Here is a 19,462-nt window from a genome sequence, read left to right on the forward strand (position 1 = left end):
CGCTATGCCTACCACCACCACACCCACCCGGTCCGGTTCGCGCACATACCGCGTGACCACGTACGGCTGCCAGATGAACGTCCACGACTCCGAGCGGATCGGTGGACTCCTGGAGGACGCCGGCTACGTCGCCGCCGCCGAGGACACCCAGCCGGACGTCGTCGTGTTCAACACCTGCGCCGTCCGGGAGAACGCGGACAACCGCCTGTACGGAAACCTCGGCCACCTGCGGCCGGTCAAGGACGCCAACCCGGGCATGCAGATCGCCGTCGGCGGTTGCCTCGCCCAGAAGGACCGGGGCGACATCGTGTCCCGTGCGCCGTGGGTGGACGTGGTGTTCGGCACGCACAACATCGGGTCGCTGCCGGTCCTGCTGGAACGCGCCCGGCACAACGCGCGCGCCGAGGTGGAGATCCTGGAGTCCCTGGAGGTCTTCCCCTCCACGCTGCCGACCAGGCGCGAGTCCACCTACGCGGGTTGGGTGTCGATCTCGGTGGGCTGCAACAACACCTGCACGTTCTGCATCGTCCCCAGCCTGCGCGGCAAGGAGAAGGACCGCCGCCCCGGCGAGATCCTGGCCGAGGTGCGCGCGCTGGTGGATCAGGGCGTCAGCGAGGTCACGCTACTGGGGCAGAACGTCAACTCCTACGGCGTCGAGTTCGGCGACCGGCTCGCCTTCGGCAAGTTGCTGCGCGCCTGCGGCGACATCGAGGGACTGGAACGGGTCCGGTTCACCAGCCCCCACCCGAAGGACTTCACCGACGACGTCATCGCCGCCATGGCGGAGACCCCCAACGTCTGCCATCAGCTCCACATGCCGTTGCAGTCCGGTTCCGACCGGGTCCTCAAGGCGATGCGGCGCTCCTACCGCCAGGACCGGTACCTCGGGATCATCGACAAGGTCCGCGCGGCGATGCCCGACGCCGCCATCACCACCGACATCATCGTGGGGTTCCCCGGTGAGACCGAGGAGGACTTCCAGGCCACCCTGGACGTGGTACGGCGCGCCCGGTTCTCCTCCGCGTTCACGTTCCAGTACTCCATCCGCCCCGGCACGCCCGCCGCCACGATGCCCGACCAGGTTCCCAAGGCCGTCGTCAAGGACCGGTACGAGAGGCTCATCGCGGTGCAGGAGGAGATCTCCTGGGCCGAGAACCGGCGACTGATCGGCCGTGAGGTCGAGGTCCTGGTGTCGGTCGGAGAGGGCCGCAAGGACTCCGCCACCGGCCGCATGTCGGGTCGGGCGCGCGACGGCCGGCTGGTCCACTTCGACGCCTCCGGCATGTCGGTGCGTCCCGGTGACGTGGTCACCACCGTGATAACACAGGCCGCGCCCCACCACCTCATCGCCGACGACCTGCCCACCGATCACCGATTCACGGCCGCCGGCGACGCGTGGGAGGCCGGGAACCGGCCGAAGCTGCCCGGCGTGTCTCTCGGGATGCCGGGCGTGGGCCTGCCGGTGGGGCCGCCGCCCACCGACGACGGCGGCGCCTGCTGCGGCGGTCACTGACCGGCGGCGCGCGGCGGCCGGAGGTGGGGGCTGAGCCCCTTGAACTCGGCCAGCAGTACCGTCCGGTCGTCCTCGCTGCTGGGGGACTCGGCCATCAACTGGTCGCACAGCTCACCGGCCGGGCGCCTGGTGCGCATCAACCGCACCAGGTGCTCCACGCCCTCGTCGAACTTGGTGGAACGGCTCTCCACCAGGCCGTCGGTGTACAACAGCAACCGGGTTCCCGGGGGAGTCGCCATCGCCGTCGACTGGTACTCGGCGCCCGGCAGGGCGCCCAGCAGCGGACCGCCCGCGATCTCCTTCGCCTGCGGCGGCTGGTCAGGTAGTGAGAGGACCGGCGGGGGATGGCCCGCGCTCGCCATCGCGCACCAGTGCTCGACCGGGTCGTACAACACGTACACGCAGGTCGCGGTGACGTCACCGCTGAAGTCCATCGCCAGGTCGTTGAGTCTCGTCAGCAGCATCGCCGGATCCAGGCCGATGGAGGCGAGACTGCGCACCGCCGTGCGGTAGTGGCCCATGGCGGCGGCGGAGTGGATGCCGTGGCCGGCGACGTCGCCCACCACCATCGCGATCCGTCTACCCGGAAGCACCACGGTGTCGAACCAGTCGCCGGCGGCCCGCAGGTTGGCCCGGTTCGGCTGGTACCGATAGGTCAGGCGTGCCTCGGCCAGGTCGGGGAGACGCTGCGGCAGCAGACTCAGTTGCAGGGTCAGCGCGGCCTGCTTCTCGTCGCGGTACAGCCGGGAGTTGTCGATGCTGAGCGCGGTCCGGTTGGCGATCTCCTGGACGAGCAGGAGGTCGTCGTCGTCGTACGGCCCCCTGCCGACCAGCCGGATGCAGGTCAACACCCCGAGAGTGACGTCCCGGGCGCGCAACGGTGCGACGATGACGGACGCCAGCCCCGCGGCGTCGGCGGCGTCGCGGCGTTCGCCGGTGAGCGCCATCGACTCCGAGAGCAGCGGATCGTTGGACAGTTGTGGCTGGTTCGAGTTCAGCACCTGGGCGAAGGCGTTGGTCTCGGCGGCCCGGCGCGGGCTGGCGACGCGGAGGATCTTCTCGGTGTGGGTCGAGGTCTCCCGCGCCGCACCGCCGATCCGCGACACCAGGGTCTCCTCGTCGATGAAGTCGTCGGGTTCCTCGCCGGAGATGACGGTGTGGACCACGTCGACCATCACGATGTCGGCGTAGTCGGTGACCAGCAGCTCGGCGAGGTCCTGGGCGGTCTCGCGGAAGTCCAGCGTGTTGCCGACCTTCGCGCCGACCGCGCTCAGCAACGCCAGCCGGTCCCGGTTGCGCCCGTCGTCCAGCGTGGGGTGTTGACTCTCGGTCACGTCCATGACGACACCGCACAGCCCGAACGGCCGCCCGGGCGTGTCGGTCAACCGGTACCAGGAGACCGCCCACACGGTCGAGGCGTCCGGGGCGGTGGAGGGGTGACCGGGGATGTGGAGGTCCTGCACCGGTTCGCCCGTCTCCATGACGGCACGCAGCAGCGCCCGGTAGGTCGCCATGTCGGGTGACTCGATCACCTCTTCGATCGGCCGGCCGAGATGGTCGATGACCGGGCGCCGGTTGATCCTCGCCAGCGCCTCGTTGAGCGCGACGAACCGGAGCTGGTTGTCGAGGATCGCGAAGCCGAACGTCGCCTGTCGGAAGAACGCGTTCAGCAGCCCCAGGCCCATCTCGGTCTCGCGGCTCTCGGCCACGTCGATGCCCAGCACCAGGGTGGCCGGCGGCCCGCTCGGTTGCGGGATCGGATGCCGGTACGTGATGACGGCGCGGGTACTGCCGTCGGCCCGCCGGATCTGGTGCACCTCGGGATGGCCGGTCGGCTTGCCGATCGGGTAGTCCTTGCCGTCCGCGGCGGCGGTGCTCAGGATTACCTGGATGTCGCGCCCGACGACGTCACTGCGGCGAAAGCCGGTCAGCTCCTCGGCCGCGGAGCCGAAGTAGCTGATCCGGCGGTCGGCGTCGACGACGATCGTGGCGATCGTCAGGTCCCCGGAGAACATCGCGCCGAATGACTGGCTCATCCGATGTCCTCACCGTCCCACGGCAGGCTGCGTACCCCCATCCGTGCATGATATGCGGCATACGCCCGTTTCGTCGCGCCTTGTCGCCCCGCCGACGGGCCGCGTGGGTCAGTCGAGCAGCTTCTCCCTCAACCGCTCCACGTCGTGGAAGCCGATGGCGTAGGCGTACTCCTCGATCCCGCCGAACAGGGTGTCGATGTTCTCCAGCAGTCCGAGCATGGCCTCGGCCTCGGGCAGGATGCCCCACTGGTCGTGCTCGTCGGCGCCCTCGGACAACCGCCACTCGCGGTACCTGCCCATGCCCTGGGCGGTCAGCGCGTAATCGGCGGCGATGTCGGCCTCCGGCACGCCGAGCAGCGCCAGGGTCACACCCGCCACGATGCCGGTGCGGTCCTTGCCCGCCATGCAGTGGAACACCAGCGGCGTCGCGCCGCACATCAGTTCGAGGGTGCCCCGGACGGCTTCCGCGCCGCATTCGGCCATGGCGGTGTAACGCTGCACCAGGAACGGCACGGGGGAGGGTTCCCGTGTCACGTCGCGCCGGAACCTTTCCCACGGGATGTGGCTGAGTTCCAGGTGGACGACGTCCACACCCCGGTCGGGGGCGAACCCGCCGGTGTTGGCGATCTCGCTGCCGCGGCGCAGGTCGACCACGGTCTTGAGCCCGACCTTGTCGACGAGCAGGTCGACGTCCTCCGGGCAGGCGTTGCCGAACTGATCGGAGCGGTACACGAGTCCGTTACGGACGGTGCGGCCGTCGCGGGTACGCAGGCCACCGAGGTCGCGGAAGTTGAACACGGTGCGCATGGCGATGAAGCGCGGGTCTCCGTCGGGGTGGGGCGCGAGGGCGGGGCGAGTGGTCTCTTCGCTGCTCATGAGTCCTACCAGGGTGAGTCGGGGCGGTGGAGGACGATCCAGCCGCGCGCGACCCCGGCACGGGCCGCCGCGAACCGGCGGCGTCGTGTGACTACGACCCTAACCGGCCGTACCGGCGAAGCCCACCCCCGGCACGCGAACGGCCCGGAGGCGTGATGACCTCCGGGCCGTGCACGTGTCGGTCAGGTCACTGGGCCTTCTCGGCCAGCTGCAGTACCTGGCGCTTGCTGTTCAGCGCGTCCTCGGCCTTGCGGATCCGCTTGGCGTCGCCGTCGTTCTTGGCGCGCTCCAGACGCTCCTCCGCCTCGGCGACCTGCTCCCGCATCTGCATCAGCAACGGGTTCTCCGCGATCGGCGTGCGCCGCCACGCCACGTCCAGGGCGGCACGGATCTTGTCGTCGACGGCACGCAGGCGGCGCATCAGGCCACCGGCGGCGTCACGGGGCACGTGGCCGATCTCCTCCCACTGCGCCTGGATCTCCCGGTACGCCTGCTGGGCGGCACGCGGGTCGGCGTCCACGTCGATCGCCTCGGCCGTGGCCAACAGCTCCCGCTTCTTCGTGAGGTTCTCCTTCTGCTCGGCGTCACGCGCCGAGAACACCTCACTGCGTGCCGAGAAGAACCGGTCCTGTGCCGCGCGGAACCGCTTCCACAGTTTCTGCTCGGCGTCGGGTGCGACGCGCCCGGCGTCCTTCCACTCCGACATCAGGCGCTTGAGCCGGTCGGCGGTCTCCGCCCAGTCGGTGGAGCCGGCCAGCTTCTCGGCCTCGGCGATCAGCTCCTCCTTGCGGACCGCGATCACCTTGCGTTCGGAGTCGAGGGAGGCGAAGTGGGCGCCGCGGCGGCGGGTGAACGCGTCGCGGGCGGCGGCGAACCGACGCCACAGCGCCTGGTCGGTCTTCCGGTCCGCGCCGTGGACGGTCTTCCACTCGTCGGCGATGGCCTTCAACCGGTCCCCGGCGGCCTTCCACTGCGTGGAGTTCTCGGCCAGCGTCTCCGCCTCGGCGGCGAGGGCCTCCTTGCGGGCGACGGCGTCGGCGCGGGCGGCGGACTTGGCCTCCTTGGCCTCGTCGGCCTTGACGGCGGCGCGTTCGGCCAGTTCCTCCAGTCGCGCGGCGAGACCGTCGAGATCACCGATCGCGTGGGCGTCGGTGAGTGACGCCTGGAGCTTCTTGATCGTCGCCGCGGTGTGCTGCGGGTCGGCGTTGCCGGCGTTCAGGCGCGCGGCGACCAGGTCGACCTCGGTGACGAGATCGTCGAACCGGCGCGCGAAGTGGGCCAAGCCTTCCTCTGGTGACCCCGCCTGCCACGAACCGATAACCCGTTCGCCGGCCGCCGTCTTGACGAAGACGGTACCGTCGGAGTCGATTCGGCCGAACCGTGTCACTTCCTGGTTCTCACCGCTCATGGCGTTCCCTATTCCCTAGCCGGATCTGTCGTGTCGCCGGGCCTGTGGCCCGACCAGTTGCCTGTCCTGGTTTCCCTACCGGTACCTTACGGTGATCAGCGGGGGGCCGCCAACCGCACATCCACCCTAACCTCGCGGAAGCGCTGGTCACGGCGGTGCCCGCCGGGTGGGCCGCGATCAAACCGTGACCATATGGAGACGTGTGACCGGTGTGGTGTGGGCGGTTCACCACCGGAGGTCGCCAGACGGTCACCGTGACCGGCAGCACCGAGCGCCGTGAGGCGGCCGTTTCCCGAGGAGGAGCGCGACATGGGCCGTACCGACAACGCCGAAAGCCTACCTGGGCCGGTCGTGGTCATCGCCGGGCCCACGGCCGCCGGGAAGTCGGACCTGTCGCTGTCGGTGGCCGAGGCGGTGGACGGCGAGGTCGTCAACGCCGACTCGATGCAGCTCTATCGCGGTATGGACATCGGAACGGCGAAGCTCCCCCCGGAGCAGCGGCGCGGCGTGCCCCACCATCTGCTCGACGTCTGGCCCGTGACGTACACCGCCACGGCGGCCGAGTACCAGCGGTTGGCGCGGGAACGGATCGACGCCCTGCTGTCGTCGGGACGGACACCGGTCCTGGTCGGCGGGTCGGGACTGTACGTCCAGGCCGCGGTGGACGACCTGGACTTCCCCGGAACCGACCCCGAACTGCGGGCGGCCCTGGAGGCCGAGCTGGCGGAGCTGGGCCCGGCCCGGCTGCACGAGCGGTTGCGGGCCGTCGACCCGGCCGCGGCGGCGGCGATCCTCCCCGGCAACGGTCGCCGGATCGTGCGGGCGTTGGAGGTGGTGGGGTTGCGGGGCTCGTTCACCGCGACACTGCCGAACCCGCGGCCCCTCTACCGGGTGTGTCACATCGCGGTCGACCGGGATCCCGCCGAACTCGACCGTCGTATCGCCGACCGGGTCGAGTCGATGTGGCGCGACGGGCTGGTCGCGGAGGTGGAGAGCCTGACGGCCGAGGGCCTGCGGGACGGCCTGACGGCCTCACGGGCGCTGGGTTACCGGCAGATCCTCGACCACCTCGACGGGCGGCTGACCGAGGACGAGGCCAAGGAGCGCACCGTGATCGGGACCCGCCGGTTCGTCCGGCGGCAACGTTCCTGGTTCGGTCGCGACGACCGTTATCGGTGGCTGGACGCGGCGGCGCCCGATCTGGTGGGACGCGCACTCCGCGTCGTGGCGCAGTCCCTGGAAGCCTGACCAGCCCCACCTCCGCGCCTTGGGTGGCCGTGGGCCGATCGATATGCCTCGATTCGCGCCCGATGTCCGGTTCTCGCCGGCCTCAGACCACCCAAGGCGGGCCTCAGACCACCCAAGGCGTCGCGAGGGGAGAGCGAGGCCGTGGCCGGGGGGCCGCCGTGGCACCGATGGGCACACGGCGGCCGTGTCACGGGGTACGGGTCACGCGCGGGGGTTCGGGCTCTTCGTCAGGGCGGGATCCCGCTGGACGACCGGTTCCAACGCCTCGTCGATCGCGGCCAGGACGTCGGCGTCGAGGGTGACGCCGGCGGCCTGCACGTTGTCGGCGACCTGCTCGGGTCGGGTGGCGCCGATGATCGCCGCCGACACGTTCGAGTTCTGCAACACCCACGCCACCGCGAGCTGCGCCATGGTCAGGCCGGCCTGCTCGGCGATCGGCTTGAGCAGTTGCACCCGCTCCAGCAGCTCACGGTTCTCCAGGAACTTGTTGATGAAGGCGCTGGACTTCTCGTCCGCCCCACGGCTGCCCTGCGGGGCCGCCTGGCCGGGCAGGTACTTGCCGGTGAGCACACCCTGCGCGATGGGGGACCACACGATCTGGCCGATGCCCAGCTCCTCGGAGGTCGGCACCACCTCGGCCTCGATGATGCGCCACAGCATCGAGTACTGCGGTTGGCTGGAGACCAACTGGATGTTCAGGTCGCGGGCCAGCGCGTGCGCCTCCCGGATCTGGGCGGCGTTCCACTCCGACACGCCGATGTAGTGGGCCTTGCCGGAACGCACCACGTCGGCGAACGCCTGCATGGTCTCGTCGAGCGGGGTCTCGTAGTCGAAGCGGTGCGCCTGGTAGAGGTCGACATAGTCGGTCTGGAGGCGGCGCAGCGAGTCGTCGATGGACGCCATGATGTGTTTCCGCGACAGCCCCCGGTCGTTGCGGCCGTCGCCCATCGGCCAGTACACCTTGGTGAAGATCTCAAGACCGTCGCGCCGCTCACCCTTGAGCGCCCGCCCGAGGACCTCCTCGGCGGCGCCGCGCGCGTAGACGTCGGCGGTGTCGAAGGTGGTGATTCCCGCGTCGAGGGCCGCGCGCACGCACGCGCGGGCGGCGTCCTCCTCGACCTGGGAGCCGTGGGTGATCCAGTTGCCGTAGACGATTTCACTGATGACGAGGCCCGAACGGCCCAAGTGTCGAAATTCCACGAGGCCGAACCTATCGCGGTGGCCGGGGTGGTGTCAGCGGCCTATGACCTACGTCCCACCCCCGATTCGGACTACAGTGGACCTTCGTCCGCCTCGATGCGGGTGTCCAGGCGCCGCAGCACCTCGTCGCGGTCGAACCTCGGGGGAATCAGCTCCTCGCCGGAGTGGTCGCGGGCGCCCCAGGTGGCCGCACCGTTGTCCACGGCGTACCCGGCCGGGTGGACGACGATGTCGCGGTAATGCGGGGGAAGGATGAGTTTGCCGCCCCGGTTCACCAGTCCCTTGGCACCCCGCCTGTCGACCACGGCCACGCCGTCGACGAAACCGACCACCGCGCGGCCGTCCGGAAGCGGGGTGCTGAGCCCGTCGTACAGGAACGGCACCGTGAGTTGTCCCTCGGTGTCGATCGCCCCCCAGGCGCGTTCCCGGACCGCCGCGATGCCGCCCCGGAAGTCCCCGGCCTCGGTGAACGTCGGTGGAATCGCCGGACGCCGCTCGTGGTCGAGGAATCCCCACTTCCCGCTGCGCGGGTCCTGGAAGCGCCGGGGCGCCGGATACCGGGCGCGTTCGGCCCAGCCGCGCGGCTGCGGACCGAAACCCTCGGCGGCCAGCCGGTAGACCAACTCCAACGCGGGCGCCATGTGGTCGGTCGTCGCGGGGTCGCTGGTGTGCTCCATCGCCCGTTCCAGGTGCAGCAGCGCCTCGGTGAGCCGGCGTTGGGCGATACAGGACAGTGCGGCACCGACCCTGACGCGCCCGATCAGCCTGCGCGGCAACTCACCGGCCTCCGCGAGCGCGAACAACCGGTCGGCCTCGACGTAGTCGCCGCGCATGCGCAGGCTGTTGGCGAGCCGGGCGCGCGCCGGGGACAGCAGTAGATCGGTCCCGGCGGTGTCGGCGTGCCGCAGCGAGGTCGCGGCGTCCGTCTCGGCGGCGGAGAGGTCCTTCAGCATCCGGTGGGCGACCGAGCGCACGCCCAGCAGCCGGGAGCGATCGGCGTCGCCGACCGCCGTGGCCAGGCGGGTGGTGGCCTCATCACGCACCGCCGCCACGAATCCCGGATCGTTGACCTGTTCGGACAACGTCTGCACGTCGATCGGCCCCAGGGCGCGAGGCAGCGCCGCACGAAGGTCAGCCGCGACATCCACCATGCCGACACTTTGCCATGGCCGTTCACCCCATGTGTGGCGTGTCTGGCCATTAACCGCTTGCCCGGTGGCGTGCGCTACCGTAGTGTTCCCCCTTCGCGCTCTGGACGTACGAGCCGGGACCCGAGACGCAGTGGCGCTCGACCCCGTCCCACCGCCGGTACGGACTCGCATCCATCTGCCCCCACCGGTCAGGGAGTCCCATGCGGCTGTTCCTCTCGTTGGCGCGCGCCGGTTTCCAGCGATACGCCACCTACCGACAGGCGACCCTCGCCGCCTGTGTCACCAACTCCGTCTTCGGCTGTCTGCGCGTGTACGTCCTACTCGCCACCGCCGCGGCCGTCGGCGGAACCGCCGGCGGGTACTCCGAAGCGCAGTTGTCCACGTACGTGTGGCTGGGGCAGGGCCTGTTGGGCGTGGTGCTGCTGTGGGGCTGGACCGAACTGGCGGACCGGGTCCGCACCGGACAGGTCGGCGCCGACCTGCTGCGACCGGTCAATCCGGTGTGGACCTATCTGGCCACCGACCTCGGCCGGGCCGGGTACGCGATGTGCACCCGGCTGGTGGTGCCGGTGGCGTTCGGCGCACTGCTCTTCCCGTTCCACTGGCCCCGGCTCCCGGTCACCTACCCGTTGCTGGCGTTGAGCATCCTGCTCGCGGTGCTGGTGTGCTTCTGCCTGCGCTACCTGGTGAACCTGACCGCGTTCTGGCTGCTCGACGTCAGGGGCGTGGTGATGGTCTGGGTGGTCCTCTCCGGTGTCGGCTCCGGCCTGTACTTCCCGCTGGAGTTCCTGCCGGACACGTTGCGGGACGTGCTGTACTACGCCACGCCCCTGCCGTCGATCATGCAGTTCCCGGCCGACGTCGCCGTGGAGTACGACGGTGTCGGCGGCCAACTGGGCCGGCTGGCGACCCAGGCGGCGTGGTGCGGGGCCTGTCTGGCAGCCGTCCTGTTCGTACAGTCCCGCGCGACCCGGAAGCTGGTGATCCAGGGTGGCTTACCGCAATCCGCTGACCCCGTACCTGCGGCTGACGGCCGCCCAGGTACGCAGTCAGGCCCAGTACCGGTTCAGTTTCGTGCTCGACCTGTTCGGACAGACGGCGGTCACCGTCCTGGACTTCCTGACCATCCTGGTGCTGTTCCGGATCACGCCGGTCCTCGGCGGATTCGAGCTGCACGAGGTCCTCGTGATGTCCGGGATCGCCATCACCGGTTTCAGCATCGCCGACCTCGCGGTGGGCAATGTGGAGCAGCTCGCCCACTACGTGCGCACCGGCCTGCTCGACGCCATGCTGATCCGGCCCCGCCGCGTCCTGCCCCAACTGCTCGCGGTCGACTTCCAGTTGCGCCGGATCGGCCGGGTCGTGTTCGCGGCGGTGGTCCTCGCCGTGGCCGCCGCGGCCTCCGGAGTCGAGTGGACCTGGTGGCGGTGGCTGCTGGTGGTGACGGCTCCGCTCGCGGGGGCGGTGTTCTTCTCCGCCGTCTTCGTCATCACCGCCACGACGATGTTCTGGTGGGTGGACAGCCGTGAGTTCTCGGCGTCCTTCACCTACGGCGGCAGGGACTTCACCTCATACCCGCTGACCGTCTTCGGCGGCGGGTTCCGGCGGCTGTTCGGCTACGCGCTCGGCTTCGGCTTCGTCGCCTACCACCCGACGCTGGCCCTGTTGGGGCGCGCCGACCCGCTCGGTGCCCCCGGATGGCTCGGCTGGTCGGGACCGGTCGTCGCGTCGATCGCGGCGCTGGCCGCCGGAGCCCTGTGGCGCACCGGACTCAGACACTACAAGGGGACAGGATCATGAACGCCGTCATCACCACCCGGGAACTGCGCAAGGAATTCACGGTCCGGGTCAAGACCGGCCGGTTCAGCCGCGCCAGGCGGACCGTCACCGCCGTCGACGGCGTGGACCTGACGATCGAGGCCGGCGAGATGGTCGGCTACATAGGACCCAACGGGGCCGGGAAGTCCACCACGTTGAAGATGCTGACCGGCATCCTCAACCCCACCTCGGGCCACGTCCGGGTGTGCGGGCTGGAGCCGGTGCCGCAACGGTTGAGACTCACCCGCAACCTGGGCGTGGTGTTCGGGCAGCGTTCCGCGCTGTGGTGGGACCTGCCGTTGCGCGAGTCGTTCCGGCTGCTGCGGCACGTGTTCGACGTGCCGCGGGCCGACCACGCCGCACGCCTGGCACAGTGCCGCGACCTGCTGGACCTCGACGGGTTCCTCGACACCCCGGTCCGGCAGTTGTCGCTCGGGCAGCGCATGCGCGGTGAACTGACCGCGGCGCTCCTGCACGGTCCCCGGGTGCTGTTCCTCGACGAACCCACCATCGGCCTCGACGTCGTCAGCAAACAGGCGGTCCGCGGGTTCCTGTCCGACCTCGGCGCGGCCGGCGACACCACCCTGGTCCTGACCACCCACGACCTGGCCGACATCGAACGCCTCTGTCCCCGGCTCATCGTCATCGACCACGGTCACGTGGTACACGACGGCAGCGTCGAACGACTGCACCACCGGTACGGGTCGCACCGTCAGGTGGTGATCGACCTGGAGGCGGACTGGGATCCCGGCCACGCCCCCGAGGGTGTCACCGCGAAGGTGGACCCCGACGACGCCAGGCGGGTGCGTTTCCACCTGACACCCGGCGGGCCGTCGGCGGGGGAGCTGGTCGCCCGGCTGGCCCTGCGGGCACCGCTGCGGGACATGTCGATCGTCGAGCCCGACATCGAGGACGTCGTGGCCCGGCTGTACCAGGCCGCCCCCGCCGACTCCGCCGGTTGACCGCCGCCCACGGTGTACTACCTTTCGTAGAACCCCGGTGTGTGAAGGACGGACCATGATCGACTGGCTGACCGCCGCCATCCAGATCCTCGCGTTGCTGGCCGCGGCCTGGTACCTCGTGGAGACGTTGCGGAAACGCCCCGTCCTGCGCCGGCACATGATCGGCATGGCCGTCCTGGAGGCCGTGGTGGTGGTGCAACTGGTCGTGTCGATCGTGTTGCTGCTGGGACAGAGCGGATCCGCCGACACGGTGATGTTCATCGGATACCTCGCCACCACCGTGCTCGTGCTGCCCGTCGCGGCGATCTGGGGGAGTGTCGACCGGTCGCACTGGGGCACCGCCGTGGTCTGCGGCGCCTGCCTCACCGTCGCGGCGGTCCTCATGCGGATGGACCAGATCTGGAGGATGATCGTTGCCTGATCCCGGCTCCGCAACGCCCGCTCCCGGAGGCACCCGGCGCCGGGAGGGCCCCGGAAGGCTGTTGATCGCCGGGTACACCTTGTTCGCGGTGGCGGCGGGCTCCCGCGCGGCCTGGCAGCTCGCGACCGACTTCGACGCCGCGCCACTGGCGTACACCCTGTCGGCGGTCGCGGCGGCCGTCTACCTGGTGGCGGCGGTGGGGTTCGCCAGGGACGGCCGTACCTCGCACCGGGTCGCCGTCGTCTGCTGCGCCGTCGAGTTGGCGGGAGTGCTGTCGGTCGGCCTGTTCAGCCTGTTCCGGCCCGATCTGTTCCCCGAGGCGACCGTGTGGTCCCGGTTCGGGTCCGGCTACTTCTTCGTGCCGTCGGTGCTTCCGGTGTTGGGTCTGTGGTGGCTATTCCGGGGGCACCGTACGGCGCGGGGTCCCGCGTGACGTGCCCACGGGACCCCGGCCGGCTCAGTCGGTGGCGTACCGGTCGATCTCGGCGAGTTCGGCGTCGGTGAACTCCAGGTTGCCCAGGGCGGCGAGGTTGTCCTCCAACTGCCGGACGCTGCTGGCGCCGATGATGACGCTGGTCATGCGGCGGTCCCGTAGCGCCCACGCCAGTGCCAGTTGCGCCAGGGACTGCCCGCGGCCCTCGGCGATCCTGCCGAGTCCCCGCACCTTCGTCATGGTCTCCTCGGACAGGTCGGACTCCTTCAGGAACGCGCTGGTGCGGATCCGGGAATCCTCCGGGATCCCCTGGAGGTACCGGTCGGTCAGCAGGCCCTGCGCCAGCGGGCTGTAGGCGATGCAACCGGCACCCGCGGTCTCCAGCGTGTCGAGCAACCGGTCGCGTTCCAGCCAGCGGTTCAGCATCGAGTACGACGGTTGGTCGATCAGCAGGGGGGTACCGAGGTTCCGCAGGATCTCGGCGGCCTGCGCGGCCTGCTGGGCGTTGTAGTTGGAGATCCCGGCGTACAGCGCCTTCCCCGACCGCACTATCGCGTCCAGGGCGCCCATCGTCTCCTCCAACGGCGTGTCGGGGTCGGGCCGGTGGTGGTAGAAGACGTCCACGTAGTCGACGCCGAGCCGCCTGAGGGACTGGTCCAGTGAGGCCACCAGGTACTTGCGGGAGCCCAGGTCGCCGTACGGACCCGGCCACATGCCCCAGCCCGCCTTGGAGGAGATGACCAGCTCGTCGCGGTACGCCTTCAGGTCGGTCGCCAGAATCCGGCCGAAATTGGTCTCGGCGGACCCGGGCGGCGGGCCGTAGTTGTTGGCGAGGTCGAAGTGCGTGACACCCAGGTCGAAGGCGCGCGTGACGATCGCCCGCTGCGTCTCCGCCGGACGGGCGTCACCGAAGTTGTGCCACAGTCCCAGTGAGATCGCGGGCAGCATCAGGCCACTGCGGCCGGTGCGGCGGTAGAGCATCGAGTCGTAGCGTCGTTCGGCGGCGTGATACGTCATGGCCGTCACCATATGCGACCGGCCGACTCGACAGGTCCCGCCGGGGGATCAGCGGAAGTGCTTCCCCAGGTCGGCGGTGGGCGTCTTGTAGTCGATGCCCGGACGGGGACGCGGCATCCGCAGCCGCCGGAACATCATCGAGCGGCTGATCGCGTACCAGTACAGGCCCGGCTTGCGCTGCGTCGTCTTCGGGAACCGTTCCCACACCATCCGCTTGACCTTGCGGGACAACAGGATGCTGTCCACCACGAACGCCAGCAGCACCACGACCCACGCCACCAGCGCGTACTGCTGGACCTGCAGGGGAAGACCGGAACTGCTGAGGAACATGATGACGATGGCGATCAGGAAGAAGTACTGCCCGACGCTGCGCCTGGCGTCCACCAGGTCGCGCACCAGGAGCCGCTCGGGTCCCTTGTCGCGGGGCATGTGGTACTTGTCGTACATCGGGTCGCCCCGGTCCTGGCCCTGCGTGACCCGCTCCCGTTCCTCCCGGCGACGGGCCGCCTGTTCCCGGCGGGCCGCCTTGTCCGGCTTCGGCCCGCGGTTGGCCTTCGCCTGCTCGCGGGCCTCCTTGTGGGTCATCGGGGGGTTCTTCGGAGGACGTGCCCGCTTCACCGCCTGCCGTTTGGGCGTGGCACCGGACTTGGTGCGGTCCCTGGGCGTGGCCTCCGTCTCCGTCGATTCGGGTTCGGTGGTGGTGTCGCTCACGGTGTGGTTCTCCGATTCGGTGTCCCGGTCGCGGGGTTGGCGGTTGAACATGGCGGGCACGGACAGCAAGACTACCCGGTCGGACGCCGGGGCACCGCAGGTGAGCGCGGCACCCCCGGAGTCGTCGTACCGGTCACGGCCGCTCGACGCTGGCGCCCAGGGCCGCCAGTTTCGCGTCGAAGTCCTCGTACCCGCGCGTGATGTACCGGTCGACGCCGAACACCCGGGACGTGCCCTCCGCCGACAACGCCGCGATCAGGTGGCTGAAACCGGCCCGCAGGTCGGGGATCTGCAGGTCGGCGGCGTGGAGCTGGCTCGGACCGGCGATCACCGCCGAGTGCAGGAAGTTGCGCCGGCCCCACCTGCACGGCGTGCCGCCCAGGCACTCCCGGTAGAGCTGGATGTTGGCGCCCATCTGCCGCAGTTCGGCGGTGTATCCGAACCGGCGCTCGTACACCGTCTCGTGGACGATCGACAGGCCGTGCGCCTGGGTGAGGGCGACGACCAGTGGCTGCTGCCAGTCGGTCATCAGGCCCGGGTGCACGTCGGTCTCCAGCGCGACCGGTGACAACTCGCCACCGGGGTGCCAGAAACGGATGCCGCCGTCGGGGCCGTCGTCGATGTCGAACGCGCCGCCGATGCTGCGGTACACGTTCAGGAACGTCATCATGTCGGCCTGCTGCGCGCCGCGCACGAAGACCTCGCCGTGGGTGGCCAGCGCCGCCGCCGCCCAACTGCCGGTCTCGATGCGGTCGGGGACCGGACGGTGCCGGTACCCGTGCAACCGGTCGACGCCCTCGATCTCGATGACCCGGTCGGTGTGGACCTTGATGATGGCGCCCATCTTCTGCAGCACGCAGATCAGGTCGATGATCTCCGGCTCGACGGCGGCGTTCCGCAGCTCGGTGACGCCCTCGGCCAGTACCGCCGTCAGCAGGATCTGCTCGGTGGACCCCACCGAGGGGTACTCGAGGGTGTACTTGATGCCCTGGAGTCGTTGCGGCGCCGACAGGTGCATCCCGTCGGGCTGCTTGTCGATGACGGCGCCGAACTCGCGCAGCGCGTTCAGGTGGAAGTCGATGGGACGGCCACCGATGTTGCAGCCGCCCAGGTTCGGGATGTACGCGCGGCCCAGCCTGTGAAGCAGCGGCCCGCACAGCAGGATCGGGATGCGGCTGGAACCGGCGTGGACGTTGATCTCGTCGACACCGGCGATCACCACGTTGGTCGGGTCCATTCGAAGCGTCTGGTCGCCGCTCATGGTCGTGCGCACACCGTGCAGTTCCAGCAGGCCGCGCACGATGTCCACGTCGCTGATGGCCGGGACGTCGTGGAGCGTCGAGGGGGTGTCACCCAGGACGGCGGCGACCATGGCCTTGGAGACCAGGTTCTTCGCGCCGCGGACCCGGATCTCTCCTTTGAGGGGGGTACCGCCGTGCACCACGAGAACGTCGTTGCTCAACGGGAAGCCTCCAATAATCACGGGTGGATTGCGATCGAATGAACTGTGCCGGTTGGCGAGCATATCGGTTGAGCCCGAATGCGTGCCGACAGCTTCGGGCCCACGGCCCGACTCGATCACAACACCAGCTAGTGGTCGGTGGATCGGCCCCTGTCGCATGAAGGGCGTATGTCACCGTCCCACGGCCGGACCCGCGGCGAGGCGGTTTCCCTCAAAACCGCCCGCCTCACGGGTCTCCGCCGGCCGCGCCGCCGGTCAGGGCAGTGCGAGCATCCGGTCCAGGGCCACCTTCGCGTGGTGCGCGGTGTCGGCGTCGACCGTGATGCGGTGGGGGACACGGCCGGCGACCAGCTCCTCCAGCGACCACACCAGATGGGGCAGGTCGATCCGGTTCATGGTCGAGCAGTAGCAGATCGTCTTGTCCAGGAACATGACCTGCTTGTCGGGGTGGGCGCCGGCGAGCCTGCGCACCAGGTTCAACTCGGTGCCGATCGCCCACGCCGAACCGGCGGGCGCCGCGTCGAGGGCCTTGATGATGTACTCGGTGGAACCGACCATGTCGGCCGCGGCGACGACCTCGTGCCGGCATTCGGGGTGTACCAGCACGTTGACGCCGGGAACCCGGTCACGGACCTCCCGGACGCTGTCCAGCGTGAAGCGGCCGTGGACCGAGCAGTGGCCACGCCACAGGATCATCTTCGCGTCGCGCAGTTCTTCGGGGGTGAGACCGCCGCCGGGCTTGTGCGGGTTGTAGGTGACGCAGTCGGACAGGTCGAAGCCCAGGTCGCGTACGGCGGTGTTGCGGCCGAGGTGCTGGTCGGGCAGGAAGAGCACCTTCCGGCCCCGCGCGAACGCCCACCGCAACGCCCGTTCGGCGTTGGAGGAGGTGCACACCAGCCCGTCGTGCTCGCCCACGAACGCCTTGATGTCGGCGCTGGAGTTCATGTAGGTGATGGGGACGACGTCCTCGGCGAGGCCGAGGTCGGTGAGCAGGTCCCAGCACTCGTCGACCTGCCGGCGGGCCGCCATGTCGGCCATGGAGCAGCCGGCGGCGAGGTCGGGCAGAATGACGGCCTGGTCGTCGCCGGTGAGGATGTCTGCGGACTCCGCCATGAAGTGGACACCGCAGAAGACGATGAACTCCGCCTCAGGCCGAGCGGCGGCCTGCTGCGCCAGCTTGAACGAGTCACCGGTGACGTCGGCGAACTGGATGACCTCGTCACGCTGGTAGTGGTGGCCGAGGACGAACAACCGGTCGCCGAGCGCCTCCTTGGCGGCACGTGCCCGCGCGACCAGGCCGGGGTCCGAGGCGGCGGGCAGCTCTCCCGGGCAGTCCACGCCCTTCTCCGACGAGGCGTCGCTTCCCTGACCGAGCAGCAGCAGGGCGGTGGCGGTCGGCGCGGGCTCGATGAAGGTGCTCATGGCAGCTCTCCAGGCAACTGAGAATTATCGTCGGTTTGACGCATTTACACTGGGATTCTCTCACAGTTCACCCCGGCGACCACGACCGTCGGGTGTGACGCTCGCCGCCGCCGCCCGCGTCCGCCGCCGGATGGCTAGTGTCGTCGGGTGCGCATCCTGATCTGTCCCGACAAGTTCGCCGGTACCCTGACCGCGCCCGACGTCGCCGCCGCCGTGGCCGACGGATGGCGCAGCGTCTCCGACGACGACCACCTGGACACGCTGCCGCTGGCCGACGGAGGCCCCGGGATGCTCGACGCACTGGAGGCCGCCCTGGGCGGGCGCCGGGTCGACGTCCCCGTCACCGACCCGCTCGGGCGGGCGATCACCGCGCAGTCGCTGTACGTCGGCGACACCGCCTACATCGAGAGTGCCCAGGCGTGCGGGCTGCATCTACTCGAACCCGCCGAACGCGACCCACTGCGCGCGGGATCGTTCGGGCTCGGCATGCTCATCGCCTACGCCGTCGAGGCCGGGATGCGCCGGATCGTGGTGGGACTGGGCGGTTCCGCGACCAACGACGCCGGAGCCGGCATGCTCGTACCGCTGGGATACACCGCGCTCGACGAACGGGGGGTCCCACTGCCTCCGGGCGGTGCGGCACTGGTCCACTGCGCGCGGCTGGAGGGTGGCCCGAGACTGCGCGGCGTAGAGCTGGTCGCCGCGACCGACGTCGACAACCCGTTGTGCGGCATCACGGGCGCCTCGGCGGTGTTCGGCCCGCAGAAGGGCGCCGACGACGACGCGGTGCAGGTGCTCGACCACGCGTTGTCCCGGTTCGGCGCGGTACTCGAACGCGACGTGGCGGGCGGGACGCCGGTGGCCTCCACACCCGGCGCGGGAGCCGCCGGCGGGCTGGGCGCGGCGCTGTTCGCGCTCGGCGCCCGCCGGGAGGCCGGTACGGAACTGGTGAGCCGCACCGTCGGCCTGGGCGAGGCGATGGACGAGTGCGACCTGGTCGTCACCGGCGAGGGCTCGTTCGACCACCAGTCGCTCCGCGGCAAACTCGTGTCCGGGGTCGCCGCGCAGGCACAGGAACGCGGCCTGCCCTGCGTGGTCGTCGCGGGACGGGTCACCGTCGGACGACGCGAGATGCTGGCGATGGGCGTCACACGAGGACTTTCGCTCGTCGAGCACTTCGGCAACACCGAGGACGCCATGTCGCGTCCCGCCGAGGGACTCCGTGCCCTTGGAGCGCGCCTGGCCCGTCAGTGGCGCCGAAGCTGAAGTGGGCCATCACACAACCGGGCCGCCCGCGACCACACCGACGACGCGGGAATGGCGGCGCGACGACGGGCGTTCGCTACCGTGGAAGCCGACAGACGTTCTCTCCTAGGAGTCACCGTGACCGAAACGCAGACCGAGACCACCAATCCGACCGGGGTCACGCTCACCGACGTCGCCGCCGAGAAGGTGAAGGCGCTGCTGGAGCAGGAGGGCCGCGACGACCTGCGGCTGCGGGTGGCGGTGCAGCCCGGCGGGTGCTCCGGCCTCCGCTACCAGTTGTTCTTCGACGAGCGCTCCCTCGACGGTGACGTCGTCCAGGGCTACGACGGCTTCGAGGTCGTCGTCGACCGGATGAGCGTGCCGTACCTGACCGGCGCCAGCATCGACTTCGCCGACCGCATCGACGCCCAGGGGTTCACCATCGACAACCCCAACGCCAGCGGCTCGTGCGCCTGCGGCGACTCCTTCCACTAGAGCGTGCGCCGGGAGTCCGCGTACCGTACCCACGTGCGCGGCGC

At 70.1% G+C, this 19,462-nt stretch carries 17 protein-coding genes and 1 pseudogene; 9 read left to right on the top strand and 9 right to left on the bottom strand.

The features are described 5' to 3' along the window. Positions 1-4: 4 nt before the first annotated feature. On the top strand, positions 5-1,513 hold the full coding sequence (miaB, locus tag LX16_RS04070; protein ID WP_147133288.1) for a tRNA (N6-isopentenyl adenosine(37)-C2)-methylthiotransferase MiaB: 1,509 nt from the start codon (positions 5-7) through the stop codon (positions 1,511-1,513). Here the strand turns inward: miaB and LX16_RS04075 are convergent. The 3 genes from LX16_RS04075 to LX16_RS04085 all read right to left on the bottom strand — a co-directional run bounded on the left by LX16_RS04075 (position 1,507) and on the right by LX16_RS04085 (position 5,833). Continuing rightward, a complete protein-coding gene (locus LX16_RS04075; RefSeq protein ID WP_147133292.1) occupies positions 1,507-3,549 on the bottom strand; it encodes a SpoIIE family protein phosphatase in 2,043 nt (680 codons plus the stop codon). The genes miaB and LX16_RS04075 overlap by 7 nt on opposite strands. A 108-nt stretch (positions 3,550-3,657) precedes the next feature. Beyond that, on the bottom strand, positions 3,658-4,425 hold the full coding sequence (locus tag LX16_RS04080) for a tyrosine-protein phosphatase (RefSeq protein ID WP_147133295.1): 768 nt from the start codon (positions 4,423-4,425) through the stop codon (positions 3,658-3,660). A gap of 187 nt (positions 4,426-4,612) precedes the next feature. After that, entirely contained in the window at positions 4,613-5,833 is a 1,221-nt protein-coding gene (locus LX16_RS04085) for a DUF349 domain-containing protein (RefSeq protein WP_147133298.1), read from the bottom strand. Positions 5,834-6,142: 309 nt separating this feature from the next. Between LX16_RS04085 and miaA the strand changes: the two genes are divergently transcribed. Then, on the top strand, positions 6,143-7,081 hold the full coding sequence (miaA, locus tag LX16_RS04090) for a tRNA (adenosine(37)-N6)-dimethylallyltransferase MiaA (RefSeq protein ID WP_147133301.1): 939 nt from the start codon (positions 6,143-6,145) through the stop codon (positions 7,079-7,081). Positions 7,082-7,282: 201 nt separating this feature from the next. On the opposite strand, the gene LX16_RS04095 is transcribed toward miaA, so the two are convergent. Beyond that, complete coding sequence (locus LX16_RS04095) at positions 7,283-8,281, bottom strand: aldo/keto reductase family protein (RefSeq protein WP_147133304.1); 999 nt, start codon at positions 8,279-8,281, stop codon at positions 7,283-7,285. Positions 8,282-8,352: 71 nt separating this feature from the next. Beyond that, complete coding sequence (locus LX16_RS04100; RefSeq protein ID WP_147133307.1) at positions 8,353-9,432, bottom strand: WG repeat-containing protein; 1,080 nt, start codon at positions 9,430-9,432, stop codon at positions 8,353-8,355. 200 nt (positions 9,433-9,632) lie between these two features. Between LX16_RS04100 and LX16_RS04105 the strand changes: the two are divergent. The 5 genes and pseudogenes from LX16_RS04105 to LX16_RS04125 all read left to right on the top strand — a co-directional run. Next, a pseudogene (locus LX16_RS04105) lies at positions 9,633-10,409 on the top strand (ABC transporter permease); the annotation flags it as partial. A gap of 13 nt (positions 10,410-10,422) precedes the next feature. After that, positions 10,423-11,232: an ABC transporter permease gene (locus LX16_RS04110; RefSeq protein ID WP_211354275.1), complete on the top strand. Its 810-nt coding sequence runs from the start codon at positions 10,423-10,425 to the stop codon at positions 11,230-11,232. Then, positions 11,229-12,212: an ABC transporter ATP-binding protein gene (locus LX16_RS04115; RefSeq protein ID WP_147133310.1), complete on the top strand. Its 984-nt coding sequence runs from the start codon at positions 11,229-11,231 to the stop codon at positions 12,210-12,212. The genes LX16_RS04110 and LX16_RS04115 overlap by 4 nt, the downstream gene beginning before the upstream one ends. Positions 12,213-12,267: 55 nt before the next feature. Beyond that, a complete protein-coding gene (locus LX16_RS04120; RefSeq protein WP_147133313.1) occupies positions 12,268-12,633 on the top strand; it encodes a hypothetical protein in 366 nt (121 codons plus the stop codon). Further along, positions 12,626-13,066, top strand: a complete 441-nt coding sequence (locus tag LX16_RS04125; protein WP_147133316.1) for a hypothetical protein — start codon at positions 12,626-12,628, stop codon at positions 13,064-13,066. Before LX16_RS04120 ends, LX16_RS04125 begins: the two co-directional genes overlap by 8 nt. A 24-nt stretch (positions 13,067-13,090) precedes the next feature. Here the strand turns inward: LX16_RS04125 and mgrA are convergent, their stop codons facing one another. The 4 genes from mgrA to nadA all read right to left on the bottom strand — a co-directional run bounded on the left by mgrA (position 13,091) and on the right by nadA (position 17,678). After that, on the bottom strand, positions 13,091-14,083 hold the full coding sequence (gene mgrA, locus LX16_RS04130; RefSeq protein WP_147133321.1) for an L-glyceraldehyde 3-phosphate reductase: 993 nt from the start codon (positions 14,081-14,083) through the stop codon (positions 13,091-13,093). 48 nt (positions 14,084-14,131) lie between these two features. Further along, positions 14,132-14,845, bottom strand: a complete 714-nt coding sequence (locus LX16_RS04135) for a DUF3043 domain-containing protein (RefSeq protein WP_244615759.1) — start codon at positions 14,843-14,845, stop codon at positions 14,132-14,134. Between the two features lie 82 nt (positions 14,846-14,927). Continuing rightward, positions 14,928-16,256: a UDP-N-acetylglucosamine 1-carboxyvinyltransferase gene (gene murA / locus LX16_RS04140; protein WP_147133327.1), complete on the bottom strand. Its 1,329-nt coding sequence runs from the start codon at positions 16,254-16,256 to the stop codon at positions 14,928-14,930. 255 nt (positions 16,257-16,511) lie between these two features. After that, on the bottom strand, positions 16,512-17,678 hold the full coding sequence (nadA, locus tag LX16_RS04145; protein WP_147133331.1) for a quinolinate synthase NadA: 1,167 nt from the start codon (positions 17,676-17,678) through the stop codon (positions 16,512-16,514). A 147-nt stretch (positions 17,679-17,825) separates the two neighbouring features. On the opposite strand from nadA, the gene LX16_RS04150 reads away from it, so the two are divergent. Next, the gene (locus tag LX16_RS04150) at positions 17,826-18,944 is read left to right on the top strand and encodes a glycerate kinase family protein (protein ID WP_147133334.1); all 1,119 of its coding nucleotides are present in this window, start codon (positions 17,826-17,828) and stop codon (positions 18,942-18,944) included. Between the two features lie 117 nt (positions 18,945-19,061). Beyond that, on the top strand, positions 19,062-19,418 hold the full coding sequence (gene erpA / locus LX16_RS04155) for an iron-sulfur cluster insertion protein ErpA (RefSeq protein WP_244615669.1): 357 nt from the start codon (positions 19,062-19,064) through the stop codon (positions 19,416-19,418). Positions 19,419-19,462: the final 44 nt, after the last annotated feature.

Source organism: Stackebrandtia albiflava (genome assembly GCF_007994225.1).
GTDB classification, from domain to species: domain Bacteria; phylum Actinomycetota; class Actinomycetes; order Mycobacteriales; family Micromonosporaceae; genus Stackebrandtia; species Stackebrandtia albiflava.